Source organism: Streptomyces actuosus (genome assembly GCF_016921115.1).
Classification (GTDB): domain Bacteria; phylum Actinomycetota; class Actinomycetes; order Streptomycetales; family Streptomycetaceae; genus Streptomyces; species Streptomyces actuosus_A.
Map to the genome: position 1 here is coordinate 272,178 of NZ_JAFFZS010000002.1, position 20,786 is coordinate 292,963.

Consider the following 20,786-nt stretch of genomic DNA (forward strand, 5'->3'; position numbering starts at 1 on the left):
AATGGCCGACGAGAACACTCCAGTCACGCCTGCCGAGGGCGCCGAGACCGCCATGCGTGTCGAGCCCGTCGGGCTCGAGACCGAGATGCAGCGCTCGTACCTCGACTACGCGATGTCCGTCATCGTCTCGCGTGCGCTGCCGGACGTGCGGGACGGTCTCAAGCCCGTCCACCGCCGCGTGCTGTACGCGATGTACGACGGCGGCTACCGTCCCGAGCGCGGTTTCTACAAGTGCGCCCGCGTCGTCGGCGACGTCATGGGCAACTACCACCCGCACGGCGACTCCTCCATCTACGACGCGCTGGTCCGCCTCGCCCAACCGTGGGCGATGCGGATGCCTCTGGTGGACTCCAACGGCAACTTCGGCTCCCCGGGCAACGACCCGGCGGCGGCGATGCGCTACACCGAGTGCAAGATGGCGCCGCTGTCGATGGAGATGGTCCGCGACATCGACGAGGAGACCGTCGACTTCACGGACAACTACGACGGCCGCTCGCAGGAGCCGACCGTCCTGCCGTCCCGCTTCCCGAACCTGCTGATCAACGGCTCGGCCGGCATCGCGGTCGGCATGGCCACCAACATCCCGCCGCACAACCTGCGCGAGGTCGCGTCCGGCGCCCAGTGGTACCTGGAGAACCCGGAGGCCTCGCACGAGGAGCTCCTGGACGCGCTGATCGAGCGGATCAAGGGCCCGGACTTCCCCACCGGCGCGCTGGTGGTGGGCCGCAAGGGCATCGAGGAGGCCTACCGCACCGGCCGCGGCTCCATCACCATGCGCGCGGTGGTCGAGGTCGAGGAGATCCAGAACCGCCAGTGCCTGGTGGTCACCGAGCTGCCGTACCAGGTGAACCCGGACAACCTGGCGCAGAAGATCGCCGACCTGGTGAAGGACGGCCGGATCGGCGGCATCGCGGACGTCCGCGACGAGACGTCGTCGCGCACCGGCCAGCGCCTGGTGATCGTGCTGAAGCGGGACGCGGTCGCCAAGGTCGTCCTGAACAACCTGTACAAGCACACCGACCTGCAGACGAACTTCGGCGCCAACATGCTGGCGCTGGTCGACGGAGTGCCGCGCACCCTGTCGCTGGACGCGTTCATCCGCCACTGGGTGACGCACCAGATCGAGGTCGTCGTCCGCCGCACGCGCTTCCGGCTGCGCAAGGCCGAGGAGCGGGCCCACATCCTGCGCGGCCTGCTCAAGGCCCTGGACGCCATCGACGAGGTCATCGCGCTGATCCGGCGCAGTGAGACCGTCGAGGTCGCGCGTACCGGCCTGATGGGGCTCCTGGAGATCGACGAGATCCAGGCGAACGCCATCCTCGAGATGCAGCTGCGCCGCCTGGCCGCGCTGGAGCGGCAGAAGATCGTCCAGGAGCACGACGAGCTCCAGGCGAAGATCAACGAGTACAACGAGATCCTGGCCTCGCCGGTCCGCCAGCGCGGCATCGTCAGCGCGGAACTGGCGGCGATCGTCGAGAAGTACGGCGACGACCGCAAGACGATGCTGGTGCCCTACGACGGCGACATGTCCATCGAGGACCTGATCGCCGAGGAGGACATCGTCGTCACGGTCACCCGAGGCGGCTACGTCAAGCGCACCAAGGCCGACGACTACCGGGCGCAGAAGCGCGGCGGCAAGGGCGTGCGCGGCACGAAGCTGAAGGAAGACGACATCGTCGACCACTTCTTCGTCTCCACGACCCACCACTGGCTGCTGTTCTTCACCAACAAGGGCAGGGTGTACCGGGCGAAGGCCTACGAGCTGCCGGACGCCGGCCGGGACGCGCGCGGCCAGCACGTGGCGAACCTGCTGGCCTTCCAGCCCGACGAGGCCATCGCGGAGATCCTCGCCATCCGGGACTACGAGGCGGCGCCGTACCTGGTCCTGGCGACCAAGGCCGGCCTGGTGAAGAAGACGCCGCTGAAGGACTACGACTCCCCCCGCTCGGGCGGTGTGATCGCCATCAACCTCCGGGAGCGGGAGGACGGCTCGGACGACGAGCTGATCGGGGCCGAACTGGTCTCGGCCGACGACGATCTGCTGCTCATCAGCAGGAAGGCGCAGTCGATCAGGTTCACCGCGACGGACGACACGCTGCGGCCGATGGGGCGGGCGACGTCGGGTGTGAAGGGCATGAGTTTCCGTGAGGGAGACGAACTCCTCTCGATGAATGTCGTTCGACCCGGTACGTTCGTGTTCACCGCCACCGACGGTGGGTACGCGAAGCGGACCCGCGTCGACGAGTACCGCGTCCAGGGTCGCGGTGGCCTCGGCATCAAGGCCGCCAAGATCGTGGAGGACCGCGGCTCACTGGTCGGCGCGCTGGTGGTCGAGGAGAACGACGAGATCCTCGCCATCACGCTCTCGGGCGGCGTGATTCGCACGCGAGTCAACGAGGTCAGGGAGACGGGCCGTGACACCATGGGCGTCCAACTGATCAATCTGGGCAAGCGCGATGCCGTGGTCGGCATCGCCCGAAACGCCGAGGCGGGGCGCGAGGCGGAGGAAGTCGACGGCGACGTGGCCGTGGACGAGACCGTCGAGGAGGCCGCTGCCGCCGGTACGGACGAGGGTGAGGCGCCCTCGGCCGAGTAGGACGAGGAGAGAGTCATCGTGAGCGGAGCCACGGGCGCCGGGCCGACCGGTACCGGTACGGAGGCGGACGGCGGCGGCCGTGGCTCCGCCGCGTATGCGAGCGACCCGCACACCACCAATCTCAAAGCGGTGAAGCCGCCTGCGGCCGACTCGCCTGACATGCATGGATCCCAGGGGGGACCTGTGACGGACACCCGAGGCCCGCAGACGCAAGCGGCGGCGGGGCAGGGGGCATCACCGCTGCCGGGGGAACGGCAGCCGCAGCAGCCCACGGGGCCCTACCACCCGCCGCAGGCCTACCCGACCGCCGCGCAGGCCGGTGCGCAGAACGCCGCCCAGAACGCCGCCCAGAGCGGCGCGGTCCGGCGGCCGCGCACCGGCGCCCGCACCACGCCCCGCGTCCGCAAGGCGCGGCTGCGCGTCGCCAAGGCCGACCCGTGGTCGGTGATGAAGGTCAGCTTCCTGCTCTCCATCGCGTTGGGCATCTGCACGATCGTGGCGTCCGCGGTGCTGTGGATGGTCATGGACGCCATGGGTGTGTTCTCCACGGTCGGCGGCACGATCTCGGAGGCGACCGGCTCGAACGAGTCGAACGGCTTCGACCTGCAGGCGTTCCTGTCCCTGCCCCACGTCCTGATGTTCACCACGATCATCGCGGTGATCGACGTCGTCCTCGCGACGGCCCTCGCGACCCTGGGCGCCTTCATCTACAACCTCTCCGCGGGCTTCGTGGGCGGCGTCGAGCTGACCCTCGCCGAGGACGAGTGAGACCCCCACGCATATCGATTTTGGGACTGCCACGGTCGTGCGCTAATCTTCAGGAGTCAGCGCGCGGGACACGCACCGCAGAGCGCGGCGGGGCTATAGCTCAGTTGGTTAGAGCGCATCCCTGATAAGGATGAGGCCACAGGTTCAAATCCTGTTAGCCCCACCAGCACGAAGACCCCCGGTCGGCATCGACCGGGGGTCTTCGGCATCCGTGGCCGACATCAGCCGACGAGTGGATCTTCCAGGAGTCCGGCGAGCATCCCACCGCCTCGCGCTCACCGTCGCCGACCTCGTGGGTGCAGACGTCCGGGTCATGCTGGTCCGGCTGTGCCGCAGGATCGCCTGAGCGACCTTGGGGTGCACCTTCAGAAAGGCCGGCAGGGTGCCGCAGGTGTGCCGGGCGAGCCGCACCGTGGTGCGGCGGACGCCGCCCGGCCCGCTTCACGAGGCGGTCGCTCGTCGGAGAGGGGCACACGGCGACGGCCCGGCGCTCTGTCGAGCGGCCGGGCCGTTTTCCGCGTGCAGGACTGCTGTACGCAAGTCGCCGTCCGTGTACAGGGTGGGGGCTGCGCCTCAGCGCTGCAGAGGGAGAGCGGGCTCGGTCCGGGGCGGCGTGTCGCGGGAGGCGCCAGAGGCGTCAGGGGCGTCGGAGGCGGTGTCGGAGGCCGTGTCGGCGAGCGGGCGGTGCCGGCAGTGGGGGGACGTGCCGTGGGCCTCGGCGCGGATGCGCTGCTTCATGGTAGGTGGCAGGGCGCGGGCATGGGACCAGGTCCAGGACCAGGGGGACTGTGCGGGGATCGTCACCTCTGGGCTCTCGGCGCCCTCGGGGTCGCTGTTGCGCGCCGGCTCGTTCCGGGTTACCGCCGCCGCGGCGGTCGTGGTGATCAGCCCGAGCGCCGTGAACAGCGCGACGAAGGCGGCGGCGATGACGGTCCACAGCGTCCTGACCTGGTTCCGGGACATGATTCCCTCACTTTCGGGTTGGGCGATTTGCGTACTTTCCTCATGATGTGTATGGAGGTCGCGAAGTGGGGGACCGACGCCCGTGGCGCGTCGATGTTCCCGGCAACACCACCCGGATGGAGGCACGGGCCTCGGGAACGGGCGGAGCGGGCCTGGTCGGAGGGGTGTCGTCCGCTTCGAGTGCGGTGCGCGGGGGGCCAGTTGAAGCCCGGATCCAGGTCACCGATCGGTATCGGTCGGTGTGTATAGTCGGGCGCCAGAGGTCCCCTACGTCAAGAAAGACGAGGTCGCGCGGTGAAGAAGCTTCTCCTGGTCGCACTGGCCGCCATCGGCGGGCTCCTCGTGTACCGCCAGATCCAGGCGGATCGCGCCGAGCAGGATCTGTGGACGGAGGCGACTGACTCCGTGCCCACGGGTTCGTGAGTACCGACACCACGATCTGAAACAGACCCCGACCGCCGCCGCGGTCGGGGTTTTGTGCAGCAGCGGTCGCGAGGGGGTGGCGCGTCATGGGGCGGCGTACGCCGAGGGCAACGATCCGCGTGGCCGTCGCCGCAGCCGTGTTCGGCGCGGTCGCCGCACTGCCCGGACTCCCGGCCGCCGCGGCCGGGACGGCGAACGGCAGCGGCTACGCCTTCGACCCGGCGGACCGCACCCTCGCCGGCGCCGCCGACTCCGCCGACGCGGGCCTCGTCGAACCCGGCGGCAGCTACCGCTCCACCCTCCCACCGAGCGGCAAGACCTACTACCGCCTCGACCTGGAGGCCGCGTCGACGGCGTACGTCGCCGTCACCGCCGTCCCCCCGCCGGGCTCCGACGTCGCCGTCACCGACGGCATCCGGGTCGCCCTGCAGGACGCCGACAGCCACTACTGCTCCACCGACACCGCGAGCTTCGGCGCCGCGCGCAGTGCCCGGCCGATCACGGCGTGGGGCACGCGCGGTGCCGACAGCGGCCGGTCCGCCTGCCGGGACGCGGGCACCTACTACGTCGTCGTCGAACGCCTGAGGACGTCGTCCTCGGCCGCCGCCGACGACAGCTTCGACCTGGAACTCACCGCGGCCGCCGAACCCGCCCTCCAGGAGCCCGGCCCGACGAGCGCGCCCGACGCCTGGAACTCCGCCTCGCCCGCGCCGCAGTCCGGCACGCCCCGCGAACTCGGGGGCGGAGCCGGTTTCGTCACGGCGGCGCCGGTGGGGCAGGGCGTGTGGAGCGCTGCCGCGGCCCCCGGCCAGACCCTGTTCTACAAGGTGCCCGTCGACTGGGGGCAGCAGCTGTCGGCGACGGCCGAGCTGGGCAGCACGCGGCGGGGCGGGTCCGGACTCGTCGCCGGTGCGTTGGGGCTGTCGCTGTACAACCCCGTGCGCGCGCCCGTCGCGGACGCGACGGCGAACTACGGCGGCAGTCAGAAGTCGGCTGCCCTGGCCGCCCTCCCCCCGGTCGCCTACCGCAACCGCTACGCCGTCCGCGACGCCGTCGGCGGCATGCGGTTCGCGGGCTTCTACTACCTCGCCCTGCACCTGTCGGACCGGGTCGCCGAGCGCTACGGCGACGGGGCGTTCGCGCTGACCCTGCGCGTACGGGTCGAGGGCGCCCCGGGGCAGCCCGGGCCCGGGTACGCCGGAGGGTCCACACCCGAGGACATCTTCCAGGTCACCGACCGGGACCGGCAGGCCGCGGCCGCCGCAGGCAGCCTCACCGGCGGCCTGCCGGCCGGCGCGGCCGGCGCGGCCGGCACGACCGGTGGCCCGGCGGCAGGGGGCGGGCCGGCGATGAAGGCGCTCGCCGCCGGCGGGATCGGCGCGGGGACCCTGCTGCTGGTCCTGCTCGGAGCCTGGACGATCGCGGCCCGCCGCCGAGCGGCGGCGACCGCGTCCGCCTCCGCGGCGGCTCAGACCCGGGCCAGCGCCCAGAAGCCCACGGCGTAGCAGACCAGCGCGAGCAGCAGCAACGGCACCGCCACACGGGCGGGTGGTCCCGCCCGTCGGCGCCGGGCCCGCGCGGAGCGGGACCCGTGCCGTGGCGCACGTTCCGGAGAGGCGGATCCCGGTGCGGGTGCGGGCATGGTGAGGGGACCGGGGGCGGGGGCGACGCGCGGGTCCCGGGCGGTGTACGACGCGGTCGACGTGTCGCCCGCCGGGTGGCCGTACCGGTGCGGAGGCAGGGCGAAGGCGGCCCCGCCCCCGGCCTCGGCCTCGGCTTCGGGGAGGCGGGCCGGAGCGGGGTGACCGTAGGGCCGGGCGGGGTGGTGCGGTGAAGGAGCGGGGACGTGCCCCGGCGCGGGTGCCTGCGCGGTGGGCGGTGTCGGTGTCTGTGCCGGGTGCCGGGGCGGGGACGACGGCGAGGCGAAGAACGGGGGCGGATCCGCCGGGGGGTGGGGAACGGAGGGCGGGGTGTCCGTGCCGGTGCCGGGCCGGGGCGGCGGTGTGAAGCCGGGGGCCGGAGCGGGGTGGACCGCCGAAGCGGACGGCGTGGCGCCGGGCACGGGTTCGGGGGCGGCTCCGGGAGGCGGGCCGGGGTGCGGGTCGGGACCGTGACCCGGTAGGTAGAGGGCTCCCGGGGCATGGTCGGGACCGTAGGCGGCCCCGGGGGCGGCGTGGCCGGAGGCGGCGGCGGATCCGGGGGCGCCGTAGCCGGCTCCGGACGGCGGGCCGGGGGGTGGGTAGCCGGCGCTGGCCCCTGGGCCGGGGACGGAGCGGGTCCCGGAGGCGGACGGGGATCCGAACCCGGGACCGGCCGCCACGTGGGATCCGGATCCGGGACCGGCCGCCTCGGGCGCCGGTTCGGGCCCCGTGGAGAGAGCGGCGCCGGGGCTGTCGCCCGCACCGGTACCGGACACCGGGCCGGACCCGTAGCCCGCGCCCACGCCTGTGCCGGATCCCGAGCCCGTGCCGGCGCCCGCAGGCGTGCCCGTTCCGGTCACGGGGGTGGCGCTGCTGCCGGTGCCGCTCCCCGGGGGCGCCGGGTGCGCCGGGAGGGGTGGCGGGGGGCCCTGGAGGCCGTGCCGGCGCTCCCCGCCGGTCCCGGCTCCTGTCCCGCTCCCGCTCCGGGCTCCTGTCCCGGCTCCGGGGTGGGCTTCTGCCCCTGCCCCTGCCCCTGTTCCGGCTCCGGGCCGGCCGTCTGCTCCGGTCCCGGTTCCGGCAGCGGCCCCGAAGCCTGTCCCGACGCCCGTCGTCCCGACTCCGGGCTCGGCCCCGGCCGCTGCTCCTGGTCCCGTGTCCGTCCCGGTCCCGGCTCCGGTCCCTCGCCGGGCGGGGCGGTCGGGGCCGTCCGGGCCGAAGCCCGGCGGCAGGGGGCCGATCTGGTCGAAGACCTCGATCAGTTCGTCGTCGGGCCCCGGTTCCGGCAGGAGTTCCGCGGCGGCGGCGAGCGCCTTGCGGGCTCCCGTCGCCGTACGGAAACGCGCCTCGGGATCGGGCTGCAGCAGCGCTGCCACGACCTGCCAGAGCGGTTCGGGGATGCCCGTGGGGGCTCCCGGGGTGCCGTGCTCGGCGAAGTACTGGATGAGTGCCTTGGCGTCCGGCTTGGCGCCTTCCAGCAGGTACAGGGCGACCAGGCCGGCGGCGAACAGGTCGGCCGGGAAGTCCGGCTCGGCGCCCATCATCTGCTCCGGAGCGAGGTAACCCGGCGTCCCCACCACGAGGTTGGTCTCCGTCAGACGCGGCTCGCCCAGGCGCATGGCGATGCCGAAGTCGGACAGCCGCAGCCGGGGCCGCCGGGTGCCGGTGGCCTCCAGGAGCACGTTGGCGGGTTTGACGTCCCGGTGGACGACGCCCTCCGCGTGCACGGCCGCCAGGCCCGCCAGCAGCTGGTCCAGGAGCGTGCACACGAAGGCCGGGGGCAGGGGGCCGTAGTCCCCGACGAGGTGGACCAGTGAGCCGCCGGTGACGAGGTCCATCGTGAACAGGACCTTGTCGTCGTCGGCGGCCCAGCTGGCGGGGGCGAGCACGTTCGGGTGGTCGATCCGCAGGGCCTGCTCGCGGACGAAGCGCAGCAGGGAGTGCGCGTCGCTCTGCTGCAGGACCTTGGCGGCCACGTACCGGCGGCGGCGGTGGTCCCAGGCGCGCCAGACGGCGCCGACGCCACCGCGGCCGATCGGGTCGGCCAGTTCGTACCGGCCGGCGAAGACCTCACCCATCGCTGTGCGCTGCTCCTCCCCCTGTGACCCGCGGCACGTCCCGGGATCCGGGTGGCCTCGGGTTCTTTGTCCGCTCCTGTGCCCTCCGGCGCGGTGCCGAACCCGCTGAGTCCCCCTGGTCAAGGGGCCTTCGAGCGGGTCAGTTCTGGTGGGACTGGTAGTGCGCGACCGCGTCGGAGGTGCGGCCCGCCCCGTACACCCGGAGGAACTCTGCCAGTTCGGGGTGGGTCGGGGCGAGAGTGTCCGCGGCCTGGAGGATGTCGCCGGCGGCGGACACCGAGCGCAGCAGCGACTGGATCTCGCGGACCACGCGCTTGACGGTGGGCGCTCCGGAACTGCTGGTCGTCTGCGTGGTGTTGCTCAGCACCGAGCCCCCCTGCGACTTCTTGATCTCCTCCATGCGTTCGATCGCCTCGGCGGCGCTGACGCTTCCGTCCGCCACCTGTCCGGCGAGCTCCTGCAGCAGTTGCACGCGCTGCACGACGGCCGGATTTCCGATCTTGGCCCGCTGACCGCTCATCAGCTGGGACAACATCGGTGCGGACAGTCCCAGTACCCCCGCAAGACGCGCCTGGTTGAGGCCCAGGTCGTCGATGAGCTTACGGAAGAGCGCCCCCAGCGGCTCCCCGTACCAGTTCCGCTGCAGTTCCCGCGCTCTCGCGGTGGCTTCCTGCTGTGCGGCGTCCATTGCGTCTCCCCATCGCTTCCCCAAGAAACGTGCTTCGCTGTCGCGAACCACGCCGTGCATCTTACGGAGCGTGGTCGTCCGCGGGGACCCCCAATCTTGTTGGGAGATAGCGGGGGCGACCGGGTAGTCTGGTCGACGACGCCCGCCGGGATGCCGCGCTTCCGGGTGGACGTATCCCGTGAGGGGCCTTAGCTCAGTTGGTAGAGCGCCGTCTTTGCATGGCGGATGTCAGGGGTTCGACTCCCCTAGGCTCCACCTGGTGAGAGCCCCCCTGACCTGCGAAAAGGTGGTCAGGAGGGGCTTCTCGCATGTACGGGGCCGGCTCGTGCCGGCCCCCGGCCCGTCCACGGCATGCGTGCGGTGTGCGGCCCCCAGCGCGGGTGGGCGGGCGGCGGGAGTCCGGGGCCGTCGGGGCGAGGCGGTCGTGAAGTGCCTCCGGGGCCGGGTGCACGGGCAGGGGCGCGGTGGCCGCCCGGCCGACTCGGGGCGGCGGACGCGTGCGCGACCCGCGGAGCCCCCCGAGGGGGAGTACGAACGCTCCGCCGTGAAGCAGGCCGCCCTGTCCTCCCGTTGCCCGGGAGACGGCCGTCACGCGTGTGCTTTTCCTCTCTTCCCCGGGGATCCGATGGGGATCCGGCGGGCATCCCGAGGTTCTCCTGATGTTTCCGACGGGCCCTTGCGCGCGTGACGTGACCGATAGGCGTGACGCGCACACGACATTCCAGATGCGTTGCAACAACACGGTCGCGAACGGGCTCGGGTCGTCGTCCCCGTGCAGTTCCCCGACAGGAACGGCCCTGCAGGAAACGGGGCGGAATGAACCGCGCGATCGCGTGTGCCGGTGTTCCTCTCTCCGAAAGGGAGCCATGTCGATCGGGCGGCGGAATTCATGACGTGGACCGGCGCTGACCCGCAGAGCCGCACCGGTGGGCCCGGGCGCCGCGATGCCGCCGGGGCGTCCGGGGACGGACGGCTCGGAGAGGTCGTCGCCGGATTCCCCGGCGCGCCGGGTTCCCCCGTCGGAGGGGGCGACGGAGGCGATCCTCGTCCGGGGCGGCGGAAAAGCCGTCCGCCTCTCCTCGGACCGTCGTTCCTGCGGCGGATCGACAGGTCGGGCCCGGGTCGCGTCCCGCGACATGGTGTAGCGATGTGGAGTTCGCGACTCCGCAGGTCACACACCCCTGCAGGGCCGACGCCTGGGCAGAGGCCGCTCCAGCGGCCTGGAGCAGCATCGAAGCCGACTGAGGAACCTCGACGGTGACCGCCGTGAAGGCGGCCTCCGGAGCGAGGTGGTCCGGATTCCTCCACCACTTGGCGGGACGCGATCCGGGCCTGGAAGTCGCCGGGCCGGGCCGGTGGTTTCCCGACCTGGATCACGGACTCGGGAACGGCGACTTCGAAAACGCCTGGTGCTGCGGGAAATGCGGTTCGACGACCGGAGTCGGCGTCTGCGCACGCCTGTCGACTCGCGGCGCCAGAAATCCCGGCAGACCTTGCCGAAATCGCATTCCGGGTAAAGGGACGACCGCGCCGGACGGGAAAACGCCGCGCATCACGCGGCCGTCGGCGGTTCGGTGACACCGCACCGGGTGTTGCCGAGCGGGCGTCGCCGGGGAAGGAGCCCCGTCAGCTCTGCCGAAGGCGGTCGAGCATGCTCCTGGCGCTGTTGATGTGGCGGTGCCCCGGTTCCAGGACACGCTGCGCGTCGTGGAGGATCCGGATGAGCTCCTCGGCCGCCTCCCCCGTCCGGCCCTCGGCGATCAGCGCCTGGCACTTCTGCAGACGGGAGTGCACGACGTGGGGGTGGTCGGTACCGAGGACGCGGCTGCGGTCGACCACCAGCCGGGTGAAAGCCGCCAGCGCTTCACCGGTTCGGCCGGCTCGGGACGCGAAGGCCGCCTGCGTACTGACGATGGCGAGTGTGTGCGGGTCGTCCGGTCCGAGATGTCGCCGAGCGTCCCGCAGCAGCTCCCGCACCTCGCGTTCCGCCCCGGCCGGGTCCTCCAGAAGACCGCGGAACCAGATGAGGCTGCGGCGGGTGGCGAGGACCTGGGGGTGGTCCGGTCCTTCCAGCCGTAATCGCTCCCCGAGGAGAGTGCGGAGCTGCCGGACGGCCGTCCGGGTGTCGCCCGCCTCGCCGGTGAAGTAGGCCTCCTGATGGCGGGCGGCCAGCGTGTCGGTGTGCGTCGGGCCCAGAGCCGCCGTCGTGTCGGCGACCAGTTCACGGAACGCGGCCTCGGCCACGTGCGTCTCGCCGGCCTCCCCGGTGAAGAACGCCAACTGGTGCCGGGCGGACAACGTGTCGGGATGGCACGGACCGAGTTCGGCACGCCTGCGGCGGACGATCTCCTCCAGGCTGCTCATCGCCTGCCGCGGTCGACCGCGATCTCCGACGGCTGTGGCCAGCAGGAAGTCCGCGCCGGCCGCTCCCCCCGCCCGGGCCAGTTCGAGAGCCGCCACCGCACGCGACAGCTGGTTCGCCTGATGCGCGACGAGACCCATGTCGTAGGCGTCGGCGGGTTCGGCCCGGCTCAGCAGCGCCTCCCACAGGTGGTCCGGCACCGGGGGCAGGCCCGGCGCACTCAGCAGGTAGTCGAACGCCACATAGCCCTGGCTGTAGTTGCCGATCAGGAGCCCGCTGGTCGCGTAGGCCGCTCTGCAGGCCCACTGCATCGCCTCCTCGAACGGCTCGGGTTGCAGATCCGGCCCGCCGCGCTCGGCGAGGTACGGCGGATGGAGCTCCCGGAGCCACTGCCTGCTCACCGGTCGTCGCAGTCCCGAACGGCGGCAGTCGACGGCCGCGGCCACGATGGCTCCCCCGCGCGGGTTGGCACCGGGCGCCCACGCGTGGTCCCACGCGGCGAGCAGCTCGGGACCGGCGGCGATCACCTCGGCGAGGCCGAACCGGTCGCAGGACTTCAGAGCGACGCGGAGCCGAGCGTCCGCCTGATATGCCGCGGCGCGGCGCTGTTCGGTCGGCGACCAATGCCGAGGAAGCCGGATCTTTCTCGCCTGGTCCAGTACGTCGCGCTGGGCTCGCCAGGCGTCGCGGTCGGACCCGGTCAGCCGGCTCTCCTCCCGGGCGTCGTAGCGGCGGTACTCCTCCGACCGCATCGTCGCCAGGACCACGGTGCGGCGGGAGCGCCCCTGGAGCAGGCCGGCCAGCATGGAAGTGGTCAGGCCGTCGGCGCCCAGATGGTTCTCCAGATCGTCCAGCCACAGGACGGCACGCCGACGGCGCCGGGCGACCTCGACGGCCGTGGCCAGAGCGGTTCTGGCCAGCGGGCGTACGAAGGAGTGCCGGGGGAAGAGCGAGCGGGCGACCTCGTAGGCCAGACGTGTCTTGCCGGCGGTCGACTCGCCCACGATGAGGACGAACCCGCCCTGCGTGAGGGCCTCTCGCAGCACCGGCTCGGCGTCGCGTTCCACGTACGGAGGCGCGGGCTGCGCGCGATGTCCGTCCGCGGGGTGCACACCGGCCAGTTCGGGATGGTCCAGCCGGTCGAGCCGGGGGATGCGCCCGTCCAGGGTCCACAGCAGGGCCGCGGCGGGCGAGGGGCGGTGCTGCGGTCGCAAGTGGTCCGCCACGAGGCCGTACACGGTCGTGACGGCCGCACCGATGCCGGTGGCGAGCGGACCGGTCGTCCAGGTGGCGGCGAGGGCGACCGTGCAGGCTCCGATCCCCATGGCGGTCAGGTACCTGAACCAGCCGCGACTCGGGCCACCTTCTCGACGCAGATAGCGCAACACGCCTGCCCCCATTGCGTGATGTGGCTCTCCATTGTTTCGGCACCCGGTCGGCCGTGTCGACAGCGTGCCCGCGAACATCCGGGCGGTTGCCGTCGGCGAGCTGCGGCTGAGCGCCGCCGTCCGCGCGTCCGGACCCGCACGGCGTGAGGGGGACGGGCAGGTGCGGCGGGGCCCGGTCCGGACACGGCGGAGGGGGAGGCCGCCGGATGCGGTCTCCCCCTCGTGCGGTGCGACGCCGGGTCAGCGCAGGCGCATGGCCTCGCGCATGGTGGTGAACAGGTCGGTCTGGTCGGTGACGCCGAGGACGCGGTAGGCGAGCGGGCCCTGGGCGGCGATGCGGACCTGGGTGCCGGTGTGCTCCTGGGACTGGCCCGGGGTGTTGGTGGAGTAGTTGACCTTCAGCTGCTGTCCCTCGTCGGTGACCAGGGTGGACGACAGGCCGGGCGGGTTCGCGCCCAGCGGGACGATCTGGCTGGTGTGGCCGTGGTCGGCGCTGGTGACGACGAGGGTGTCGGGGTGCTTCGCGGCGTAGGCGCGGGCGACCCTGACCGCCCGGTCGAACGCGACGGTCTCGCCGATCTGGCCGCACGGGTCGGCGGCGTGGTCCCGCTTGTCGATGGAGGCGCCCTCGACCTGGAGGAAGAAGCCCTTGCCGGAGTGCTTGTGCCTCTGCTTGGCCTCCAGCAGCTGGATCGCCTTGGCGGTGGAGTCGGCCAGGCTGGGCGCGGTGGACGGCCGGTCGGGGTTGGAGGTGACGCACCGCTGCGGGTCGGTGCCGCCGACGGCCGCCGCCTTACCGGTCCACTCGGTGGGCATGTTGCCGTCGGAGAACAGGCCGAGGACGGGCTTGCCGGGCCTGGCCGCGTTCATCGACGAGGCGTCGGTGACGACCTGGTAGCCGAGCTTGCGCGCCTGCTCGGTGACGGTCATGCCCTTGTACCGGCCTTCGGTGACCGTCTGGTCGAACCGCTGCTTGCCGCCGCCGAAGAGGACGTCGACCCGGTGGTTGACGGTCTGCTCGGCGATCGAGCCCGGCCCGCCGGCCGCGAGGGTGTCGGTGGGGCACTTGGCCATGTCGGCCGGGCCCTGGCAGGAGCGGTTCGTGACGTGGGAGGCGAGCACGGCCGGGGTGGCGTCGGTGAGTTCGGCGGTGGTGACGCTGCCGGTGGCGTAGCCGTTGCGCTGCGCCAGCTCCAGGATCGTGCGGACGGGACGGTCGCTGCCCGGCGTCTTGGAGATGCGGCCGTTGACCGTCTTCACGCCGGTGGCCCAGCCGGTGCCGCTGGCGGCGGAGTCGGTGACGTACTCCGGGGTGCCGTCCTCGTGCACCGCGTAGGTGGTGTACGCGCCGGTGAGCGGGAAGCGGTCCATGTTCAGGCGCCCGTCGGCACCGACGGTGTAGTCGCGGGCGAGGGTGATCTCCGAGTCGCCCATGCCGTCACCGATCAGCAGGATGACGTTCTTCGCCTTGCCGCCCTTGACGGCGTGCTGGGCCTGCTGCCTGGTGTCGGAGGCGCCGGCGGTGGTCGTGACGGCCGCGGCGGCCGCGGTGGCGGCGATCAGCGCGGTGGCGACGGTGAGGCTGCGGCGGGAGGGACTGTGCATGGAAGCGACTCCTTGAGGCGTCCGGTCGAGACGTCCTGCGAGCGGGTGCAGGTGTCAACGAGCGCCAGATCAACAGGTGTTGATGAACTGACGGTGACGAACCGGCTCCACCATCGCATCCAGGACATGACATGAGGGACCGGCTCGCTGCGTGCCGGTCCCTGATTGGGCTGAGCGGTCGACACCCCGGCGACGGCGGTGTCACGCAGCGGGGCGGCCCCTGGCCCTGCCCGGCCCGGTGGCCTGCCCGACGGCGGGTGCGGGGGTGCGTCGTGTGTCCGGTCCGTCGGCGGGTGCGGTGCCCGTGGGAGGCCTCCGGCCTGCGGTGAAGCGCAGCAGGGCGTCGTTCGCCGCCGCGCCGCCCACCGTTGTGCGGACGCCCTCGCCGGGTACGGCGCGTACGAGGAGGCCGTGCCGGGCGGCCGCCTCGGCGAACGGCTCGGCGCCGGTGCCGAGGGGCAGCCAGAGGAAGTTCGCCGCTGAGGGCACGACCGGCCAGCCCTGCTCCCGGAGCCGGGCGGTGAGGCGGTCCCGCTCGGCGACGACGTGCTCCGCCTGCCGCAGTGCCTCGGGCCCGCGGGCCAGCGCCGCGCGTGCGGCGGCCTGGGCGACGGAGCTCACCGAGAAGGGCAGCAGCCGGCCGAGCAGGGTCCGTGCCGTGTCCGGGTGGGTGAGGGCGTAGCCCACCCGCAGCCCGGCCAGTCCGTAGGCCTTGGAGAAGGACCGCAGGACCACCAGGTTCGGCAGGTCCCGGTACAGCGCTCCGCCGTCGGCGGTCGCTCCGGGGTCCGCGAACTCGCGGTACGCCTCGTCGAGGACGACCACCACCCGCTCCGGCACCGCGCGCAGGAACGCGGCGAGGTCCGCGGCGGCGGCCACCGTGCCGGTCGGGTTGTGCGGGTTGCACACGATCAGGGCGCGGGTGGCGGGGGTGATGCTCCGCAGCATCCGGGGCAGGTCGTGCCGGTGGTCCCGCAGCGGCACCTCGACCGGCCGGGCGCCGGCGCAGTGCACGATCAGGCGATAGGCGTCGAACGACGGGCGGGCGTGGATCACCTCGCCGTGGCCCGGCGCCACCCACTGCACGACGAGCTGGAGCAGCGCGGCCGAGCCCGGGCCGACGACGATGTCGCCGGCAGGGACGGCGCAGGCCCGTGCGACGGCCTCGGCCAGCTCGCCGGCGTAGGGGTCGGGGTAGCGGTGCGGCTCCCGGAGCGCGGGCCGCAGGGCCTCGTCGAGATCGGCGAGGGGGGTCTGCGGCAGCTCGTTGTGGGACAGGCGGTGCGGGTGGTGCCCGTGACCTGCCGGTGCGGGGGCGCCGGTCTCCGTCATGCCGCACCTCCGGGGTGCGCCCCGCCCTCCGGGCGGCCGCGGCGTCCTTCCGCTCGCGCCGGTCGTGCCGGACCTCCGGGTGCGTCGGGGTCTTCCGCCGCGCGAGGCTCCTCGACGGCACCCGGTCCCTCGGGTACGCCGGGACCTTCGGACGCGCCTGTGCCTTCGGGGCCCTGCAGGACGTCGTCGATGAACGCCGCGGTGTCGGCCAGCGCGCGGTCCCGGTCCAGGTCGTGGTACAGCCCGTGGAGGGCGCCCGGGTAGATCCGCTCGGTGAGGTGGAAGCCGCGGATCTTCGCCAGGCCGTTCCTGGTCTCGTCGATCAGGGCCAGCGGGTCGGCGTCGCCGTGCATCCAGAGGGTGGGCAGGAAGGCCAGGCCTCCTCCGCCGTTGATCCGGTCGAGGCAGGTGACGACGGACTCCAGGGTGGTGCGGACGAAGGCCCCGTGCCAGACCAGCGGGTCCTCGTTGTAGCGGGCTGCCTCGGCGGGGTCGCGGGACATCACCGCGCCGACGTCGATCGGCATCTCGGGGATCTCGTCGAAGGCGAGCAGGGCGGTGGCGGTGTGCCAGGATCCGAGCACCGGGGCGGCCAGGACGAGGGCGGACAGGTCGTCCGGGTGGAGCTGGGCGTAGCGCGCTGCGACCATGCCGCCGATCGAGTGGCCGATCAGGACCACGGGCAGGCCGGGGTGGGCGGCGCGGGCGTGCCGTACGACCGTGTGGACGTCGTCGGTGAGCTCGTCGTAGTCCTCGACGCGTGCGCGGGGCCCGTCCGACCGTCCGCTGCCCATGTGGTCCGGGGCGTGGACGGTGGCGCCGTGCCGGTTCAGGGCGTCGGCCAGGTGCCCGTACCGGCCGCCGTGGTCGGCGTAGCCGTGGACGAAGACGGCGACGTACCGGGGGGACGGGTGCGGCCAGGTGCGGGTGTGGATCGGATGGCGGACACCGGCGAACCGTCGCCCGGTCTCTTCGGTCATCGTTCGCGCTCCCCTTCTTCTTCCGCTGCTGTTCCTTCTCGGCCGGGTGCGCCGCGTTCGGCGTGCTCGCCGCGCGGTCTCCGGGCGCTCTCCTCGGTCGCGGCGTCCCGCGCGCCCTTGCGCGCAGCGCTGCGTGGCCTGCGTGCCGTGCGTGACTGTGCCGCGGTGCTGCGTCTTGCCTGCGCGCGTCGTGCGTGGCCTCCGCGAGGGCTCCCGGTCAGCCCGGTCAGCCCGGTCAGCCTGGTCAGCCCGGTCCTCACTCCACCAGCTCCACCCGGTACTCCCGCATCCAGTCGTCGATCCTGAGCAGGGACTCCAGGCCGACGCGGAGGAAGCGCAGTTCCTCCGGTGCCGCCCGCTGCACCGCGGCGTGGGCCTCGGCGGCGCTGCGGTCGTCCATCAGGTCGCGCACGGGCGCCGCGGGGTCCGCCATCAGCTCCGACAGCCGGTCCTTGAGGATCCGGTCGTAGCCGGGGTCGGCGATCGTCGGGTACGGCTCCTTGCGCCGGGTCAGCACGGAGCGGGGAAGGTCGGCGGCCACGGCCGCGCGCAGCAGGCTCTTCTCGCGTCCGTCGAAGGCCTTCATCGACCAGGGCACGTTGAACACGTACTCCACCAGGGCGTGGTCCAGGAACGGCACCCGCACCTCCAGGCCCACGGCCATGCTCATGCGGTCCTTGCGTTCCAGCAGCATCGGCAGGAACCGGGTGAGGAAGAGGTGGCCGACGGTGCGCATGCGCTGTTCGGCCTCGGCCTCCCCGGGCAGGACGGGGACGGCCGCCCGTGCCTCGGCGTAGCGGTCGGCGCGGTACTCGTCGAACTTCAGGCGCTCGGGCAGCGCGGGGTCGAGGAAGGACGGGCCCCGCGGGACGCCCGCGGCGCCCAGGTGCATCCACGGGAACGTCCGGGCGCGGACGGCGTCCTCGTCGTGGAACCAGGGGTAGCCGCCGAACAGTTCGTCGGCACCCTCGCCGGACAGGGCCACGGTGGAGCGCTGCCGGATCGCCTTGAACAGCAGGTACAGGGAGGTGTCCATGTCGGCCAGGCCCTGCGGCAGGTCCCGGGCGCGCAGGACGGCCGCGCGTGCGGAGGGGTCGGACAGCAGTGTCGCGTCGAGCACGATCGATTCGTGTACGGCGCCCACGTGGCCGGCCAGGAGCGCCGCGTGCCCGGCGTCGTCGCCGGAGCCCGCCGGGTCCGGTGCGCGGCCGGGGCCGGCGAAGGCGACGGAGTAGCAGTGCAGTGGCGGCTCGTTCCGTTCGCGCAGCGCCTGCGCGGCGAACGCGGCCACGGAGCTGGAGTCCAGGCCGCCCGACAGCAGCGAGCACAGCGGGACGTCCGCCACGGTCTGGTCGGAGACCGCCGTCCGCAGCATCCGGCGCACCCGGTCGACGGTGGTGTCGAGGTCGTCCTCGTGCGGCCGGGCCCGCAGCCGCCAGTAGGGCTGCTCGGTGAGCCCGCCGCGCGAGACGCGCACGACGTGGCCGGGCCGCACCTGGAACATGCCGTCGAAGACGGCGTGGCCGGGGGTGTTGGTCCAGGTCATCAGCTCCCGCAGGCCGTCGGAGCCGAGCCGGGCGCGGGCCCGGGGGTGGGCCAGGATCGCCTTCGGTTCGGAGCCGAAGAGCACGCCGTCGGCGGTGGGGTAGTAGTAGAGGGGTTTGATGCCCAGCCGGTCGCGGACCAGCAGCAGTTCCCGGCGGCGCTCGTCCCACAGGGCGAGGGCGAACATGCCGTTGAGCCGGTGGACGAAGTCGTCGCCCCATTCGGTGTAGGCCCTCAGGACGACCTCGGTGTCGCTGCGGGTGCCGAAGCGGTGGCCGGCCGCGCTCAGCCGGTCCCGCAGGGCGGTGAAGTCGTAGATCTCGCCGCTGTAGGACAGGACGGCGGTGATCCGCCCGTCGTCCTCGGCCGTCATGGGCTGTGCGCCGCCGGCGGGATCGATCACGGCGAGGCGGCGGTGGCCGAGGGCGACGTGGCGGCCGTAGTGGATGCCGCCCGCGTCCGGGCCGCGACAGGCCATGGTCTGCGTCATCGCCTCCACGGCGGAACGCTGTGCTGCGGGGTCGTGCGCGTAGGCGACCCAGCCCGCGATGCCACACATCCGGTGTCAGCCTCCGTTCGTCATGCCGGCACCGCACCGAGCTGCCGGTGCAGTCCGAGCCGGTCGATCTGGTCCCAGTGCTGTGCGAAGAGGCCCTCCTCGACCAGGAAGATGTCGATGAGGCCGATGGAGAACCGCCTGCCTGAGGGCGGGATGCCGAGGACGGTGCCGGTCTGCCGGCCGCTGAAGGTCATGCGGGCGACGACCTTGTCGTCCTCGACGACCAGGTCGTCCAGGGCGAGGCGCAGGTTCTCGATCGCGGCGGCCCAGCGGCGGACGGCCGCGCGCATGCCCTCGATGCCGCGTTCCACCGACGGGTCGGGGTGCCGGTAGTCGGGGTGCAGGCAGTGGTCCAGGTGCCGGGGGTCGCCTTCGTTGTAGGCCGCGAGGAAGTGGTCCATCAGCCGCTGGGCGTGTGTGCGGTCCACTGCTGTCGCCTCTCGTCGTCGGGGCGTGGGCTGCCGTCGGCGCCGCCGTCGGGGCGGGGCGGGGCGTGGCGGGGCTGGGGCGGCGGTGCGCGGGTCAGGGGCGGTGCGGGTGCCGGGTGCGGCCGGCGTCGGTCTCGGGGGCGGGGCCGAGGGTTTCGCGAGCGGTTCCGTCGACCTCGGTGCCGGTTCCGGCGGTTTTCCCGGGTTCGGCGAGCCGGGGCAGGCGGGGTGGGATCGCCGGGGCGGCCTCGGCGCCCAGGACGGTCGTGGCGATCAGGTCGCAGGCGTCGGCATGGCTGTAGGGGTGCATCGTCCCGGCGCGCACGTCCCGGTGGGCGCGCTCGTACACCGAGCCCGGCCGCAGCGCCGCCGTGCCGATGATCCGGACGACGCGGTCGACGATCGCGACGGCGTTGTCGGTGCCGACGGTCTTGGCCAGCACGACGCGGGACATGCCCTGCTGGATGCTCAGGGTGTCCCACAGGGCGTTGCCCATGACCTCGTCGGTGGTCCGGTCGATGAGGGCCCGGGTGGTCTCCACGAGCGCCTCGCACTCGGCGAGCGTCGTCCTGACGTACGGCCGCTCCTCCCAACCGCGCCCGAGGACGTCCTGCACGCAGCTCTCGTACGCACCCACGGCGACGCCGAGGTAGACCGCGGCGAAGGTGGGCATGGCCCAGCCCCACAGGGTCTGGAGCAGGGAGCCGTCCAGGACGCCGACCGGGAAGCTGGTCAGGACGTTCTCCTCGGGCACCATGACGTCGCGCAGCTCGATGTTCTCGCTGCGGGTGGCCCGGAGCGCGGAGGTGTTCCAGGTGCCGTCCAGGACGCGGACGCCGGGGCTGTCGGCCGGGATGCGGAACACGAGCACCTGTGGGCCGTCCGGGTGCTCGCGGTACTCCGCCATCGATGTCATGTGGGTCATCACGGCGGATCCCGTGCCGAAGGTCTTGTCCCCGGTGACCAGCCAACCGCCCTCCACCTTGCGGGCCTTGGCGCCGGTGCTGCGCACGAGGGCGTGTCCGGGTTCGGCGGTGGCCCCCATCAGCACCACGCGGCCGTCGGCGATGCCGGTCAGTGTCCGCCGGGCGCGCTCGTCGCCGGTGGTCCGCCAGGTCCTGGCCAGCTGTCCGGCCATCGACAGGTGCATGTTGACGGTGAGCGCCGTGGAGGCGCAGCCGGCGGCCAGCCGCTCCTGGGCCGCCGCCATGTCCCCGAGGTCGCCGCCGAGTCCGCCGAGTTCGCGCGGGACGGTCAGTCTCAGGTAGCCGGCGTCCCGCAGGTCGTCGATGTTGCGGTGGGGGAACTCGGCGCTGCGGTCGTGCTCCGCGGCCCGCCGGCGGAAGACCGCGGCGAGTTCCTCCGCCAGCGCGACGTGCCGCGCGCGTCCGGGCCGGGTGATGAGAGGGCGCATGAAGACTCCAGCGGTGGACG

14 protein-coding genes, 2 tRNA genes and 1 pseudogene are annotated in these 20,786 nt (G+C 73.0%); 6 read left to right on the forward strand and 11 right to left on the reverse strand.

Annotated elements, in window-relative coordinates:
* Position 1: 1 nt before the first annotated feature.
* The 3 genes from gyrA to JS756_RS04180 all read left to right on the forward strand — a co-directional run bounded on the left by gyrA (position 2) and on the right by JS756_RS04180 (position 3,530).
* On the forward strand, positions 2-2,596 hold the full coding sequence (gyrA, locus tag JS756_RS04170; protein ID WP_205381529.1) for a DNA gyrase subunit A: 2,595 nt from the start codon (positions 2-4) through the stop codon (positions 2,594-2,596).
* An 18-nt stretch (positions 2,597-2,614) separates the two neighbouring features.
* Positions 2,615-3,364 (forward strand): DUF3566 domain-containing protein, encoded by a 750-nt coding sequence (locus tag JS756_RS04175; protein ID WP_205381530.1) that lies wholly within the window; start codon positions 2,615-2,617, stop codon positions 3,362-3,364.
* A gap of 89 nt (positions 3,365-3,453) precedes the next feature.
* A tRNA-Ile gene (locus tag JS756_RS04180) sits at positions 3,454-3,530 on the forward strand.
* 55 nt (positions 3,531-3,585) lie between these two features.
* On the opposite strand, the pseudogene JS756_RS37770 reads toward JS756_RS04180, so the two are convergent.
* A pseudogene (locus JS756_RS37770) lies at positions 3,586-3,793 on the reverse strand (site-specific integrase); the annotation flags it as partial.
* Between the two features lie 144 nt (positions 3,794-3,937).
* Positions 3,938-4,327, reverse strand: coding sequence for a DUF6344 domain-containing protein (locus tag JS756_RS04185; protein ID WP_205381531.1), 390 nt, complete (start codon positions 4,325-4,327; stop codon positions 3,938-3,940).
* A gap of 294 nt (positions 4,328-4,621) precedes the next feature.
* On the opposite strand from JS756_RS04185, the gene JS756_RS36535 reads away from it, so the two are divergent.
* Both JS756_RS36535 and JS756_RS04195 read left to right on the forward strand, forming a co-directional pair.
* Complete coding sequence (locus tag JS756_RS36535) at positions 4,622-4,750, forward strand: DLW-39 family protein (protein WP_003999697.1); 129 nt, start codon at positions 4,622-4,624, stop codon at positions 4,748-4,750.
* Positions 4,751-4,836: 86 nt separating this feature from the next.
* On the forward strand, positions 4,837-6,255 hold the full coding sequence (locus JS756_RS04195) for a hypothetical protein (RefSeq protein WP_205381532.1): 1,419 nt from the start codon (positions 4,837-4,839) through the stop codon (positions 6,253-6,255).
* On the opposite strand, the gene JS756_RS04200 is transcribed toward JS756_RS04195, so the two are convergent.
* Together JS756_RS04200 and JS756_RS04205 are read right to left on the reverse strand one after the other, a co-directional pair.
* Entirely contained in the window at positions 6,219-8,465 is a 2,247-nt protein-coding gene (locus JS756_RS04200; RefSeq protein ID WP_205381533.1) for a serine/threonine-protein kinase, read from the reverse strand. The two genes, JS756_RS04195 and JS756_RS04200, sit on opposite strands and share 37 nt — an antisense overlap.
* 139 nt (positions 8,466-8,604) lie before the next feature.
* A complete protein-coding gene (locus JS756_RS04205) occupies positions 8,605-9,153 on the reverse strand; it encodes a helix-turn-helix domain-containing protein (protein WP_205381534.1) in 549 nt (182 codons plus the stop codon).
* A 182-nt stretch (positions 9,154-9,335) separates the two neighbouring features.
* Between JS756_RS04205 and JS756_RS04210 the strand changes: the two genes are divergently transcribed.
* Positions 9,336-9,408, forward strand: a tRNA-Ala gene (locus JS756_RS04210).
* A gap of 1,371 nt (positions 9,409-10,779) precedes the next feature.
* Here the strand turns inward: JS756_RS04210 and JS756_RS04215 are convergent.
* The 7 genes from JS756_RS04215 to JS756_RS04245 all read right to left on the reverse strand — a co-directional run bounded on the left by JS756_RS04215 (position 10,780) and on the right by JS756_RS04245 (position 20,766).
* Positions 10,780-12,840, reverse strand: a complete 2,061-nt coding sequence (locus JS756_RS04215; RefSeq protein WP_205381535.1) for a tetratricopeptide repeat protein — start codon at positions 12,838-12,840, stop codon at positions 10,780-10,782.
* Between the two features lie 303 nt (positions 12,841-13,143).
* Positions 13,144-14,508 (reverse strand): alkaline phosphatase, encoded by a 1,365-nt coding sequence (phoA, locus tag JS756_RS04220; RefSeq protein WP_205381536.1) that lies wholly within the window; start codon positions 14,506-14,508, stop codon positions 13,144-13,146.
* Between the two features lie 201 nt (positions 14,509-14,709).
* The gene (locus JS756_RS04225; RefSeq protein WP_205381537.1) at positions 14,710-15,840 is read right to left on the reverse strand and encodes an aminotransferase class I/II-fold pyridoxal phosphate-dependent enzyme; all 1,131 of its coding nucleotides are present in this window, start codon (positions 15,838-15,840) and stop codon (positions 14,710-14,712) included.
* Positions 15,837-16,820, reverse strand: a complete 984-nt coding sequence (locus JS756_RS04230; RefSeq protein WP_205381538.1) for an alpha/beta fold hydrolase — start codon at positions 16,818-16,820, stop codon at positions 15,837-15,839. Before JS756_RS04230 ends, JS756_RS04225 begins: the two co-directional genes overlap by 4 nt.
* Positions 16,821-17,076: 256 nt before the next feature.
* The gene (gene asnB, locus JS756_RS04235; RefSeq protein ID WP_205381539.1) at positions 17,077-18,924 is read right to left on the reverse strand and encodes an asparagine synthase (glutamine-hydrolyzing); all 1,848 of its coding nucleotides are present in this window, start codon (positions 18,922-18,924) and stop codon (positions 17,077-17,079) included.
* Positions 18,925-18,944: 20 nt separating this feature from the next.
* The gene (locus JS756_RS04240; protein ID WP_205381540.1) at positions 18,945-19,352 is read right to left on the reverse strand and encodes an ester cyclase; all 408 of its coding nucleotides are present in this window, start codon (positions 19,350-19,352) and stop codon (positions 18,945-18,947) included.
* Positions 19,353-19,446: 94 nt separating this feature from the next.
* The gene (locus JS756_RS04245) at positions 19,447-20,766 is read right to left on the reverse strand and encodes an acyl-CoA dehydrogenase family protein (protein WP_205381541.1); all 1,320 of its coding nucleotides are present in this window, start codon (positions 20,764-20,766) and stop codon (positions 19,447-19,449) included.
* Positions 20,767-20,786: the final 20 nt, after the last annotated feature.

Excerpts from the sequence above, each read along its gene's own strand:
- gyrA (WP_205381529.1), top strand. The coding sequence starts at position 2 with ATGGCCGACGAGAACACTCCAGTCACGCCTGCCGAGGGCGCCGAGACC.
- JS756_RS04185 (WP_205381531.1), bottom strand. The coding sequence starts at position 4,327 with ATGTCCCGGAACCAGGTCAGGACGCTGTGGACCGTCATCGCCGCCGCC.
- JS756_RS04195 (WP_205381532.1), top strand. The coding sequence starts at position 4,837 with ATGGGGCGGCGTACGCCGAGGGCAACGATCCGCGTGGCCGTCGCCGCA.
- JS756_RS04200 (WP_205381533.1), bottom strand. The coding sequence starts at position 8,465 with ATGGGTGAGGTCTTCGCCGGCCGGTACGAACTGGCCGACCCGATCGGC.
- JS756_RS04205 (WP_205381534.1), bottom strand. The coding sequence starts at position 9,153 with ATGGACGCCGCACAGCAGGAAGCCACCGCGAGAGCGCGGGAACTGCAG.
- JS756_RS04215 (WP_205381535.1), bottom strand. The coding sequence starts at position 12,840 with ATGGGGATCGGAGCCTGCACGGTCGCCCTCGCCGCCACCTGGACGACC.
- phoA (WP_205381536.1), bottom strand. The coding sequence starts at position 14,508 with ATGCACAGTCCCTCCCGCCGCAGCCTCACCGTCGCCACCGCGCTGATC.
- JS756_RS04225 (WP_205381537.1), bottom strand. The coding sequence starts at position 15,840 with ATGACGGAGACCGGCGCCCCCGCACCGGCAGGTCACGGGCACCACCCG.
- JS756_RS04230 (WP_205381538.1), bottom strand. The coding sequence starts at position 16,820 with ATGACCGAAGAGACCGGGCGACGGTTCGCCGGTGTCCGCCATCCGATC.
- asnB (WP_205381539.1), bottom strand. The coding sequence starts at position 18,924 with ATGTGTGGCATCGCGGGCTGGGTCGCCTACGCGCACGACCCCGCAGCA.
- JS756_RS04245 (WP_205381541.1), bottom strand. The coding sequence starts at position 20,766 with ATGCGCCCTCTCATCACCCGGCCCGGACGCGCGCGGCACGTCGCGCTG.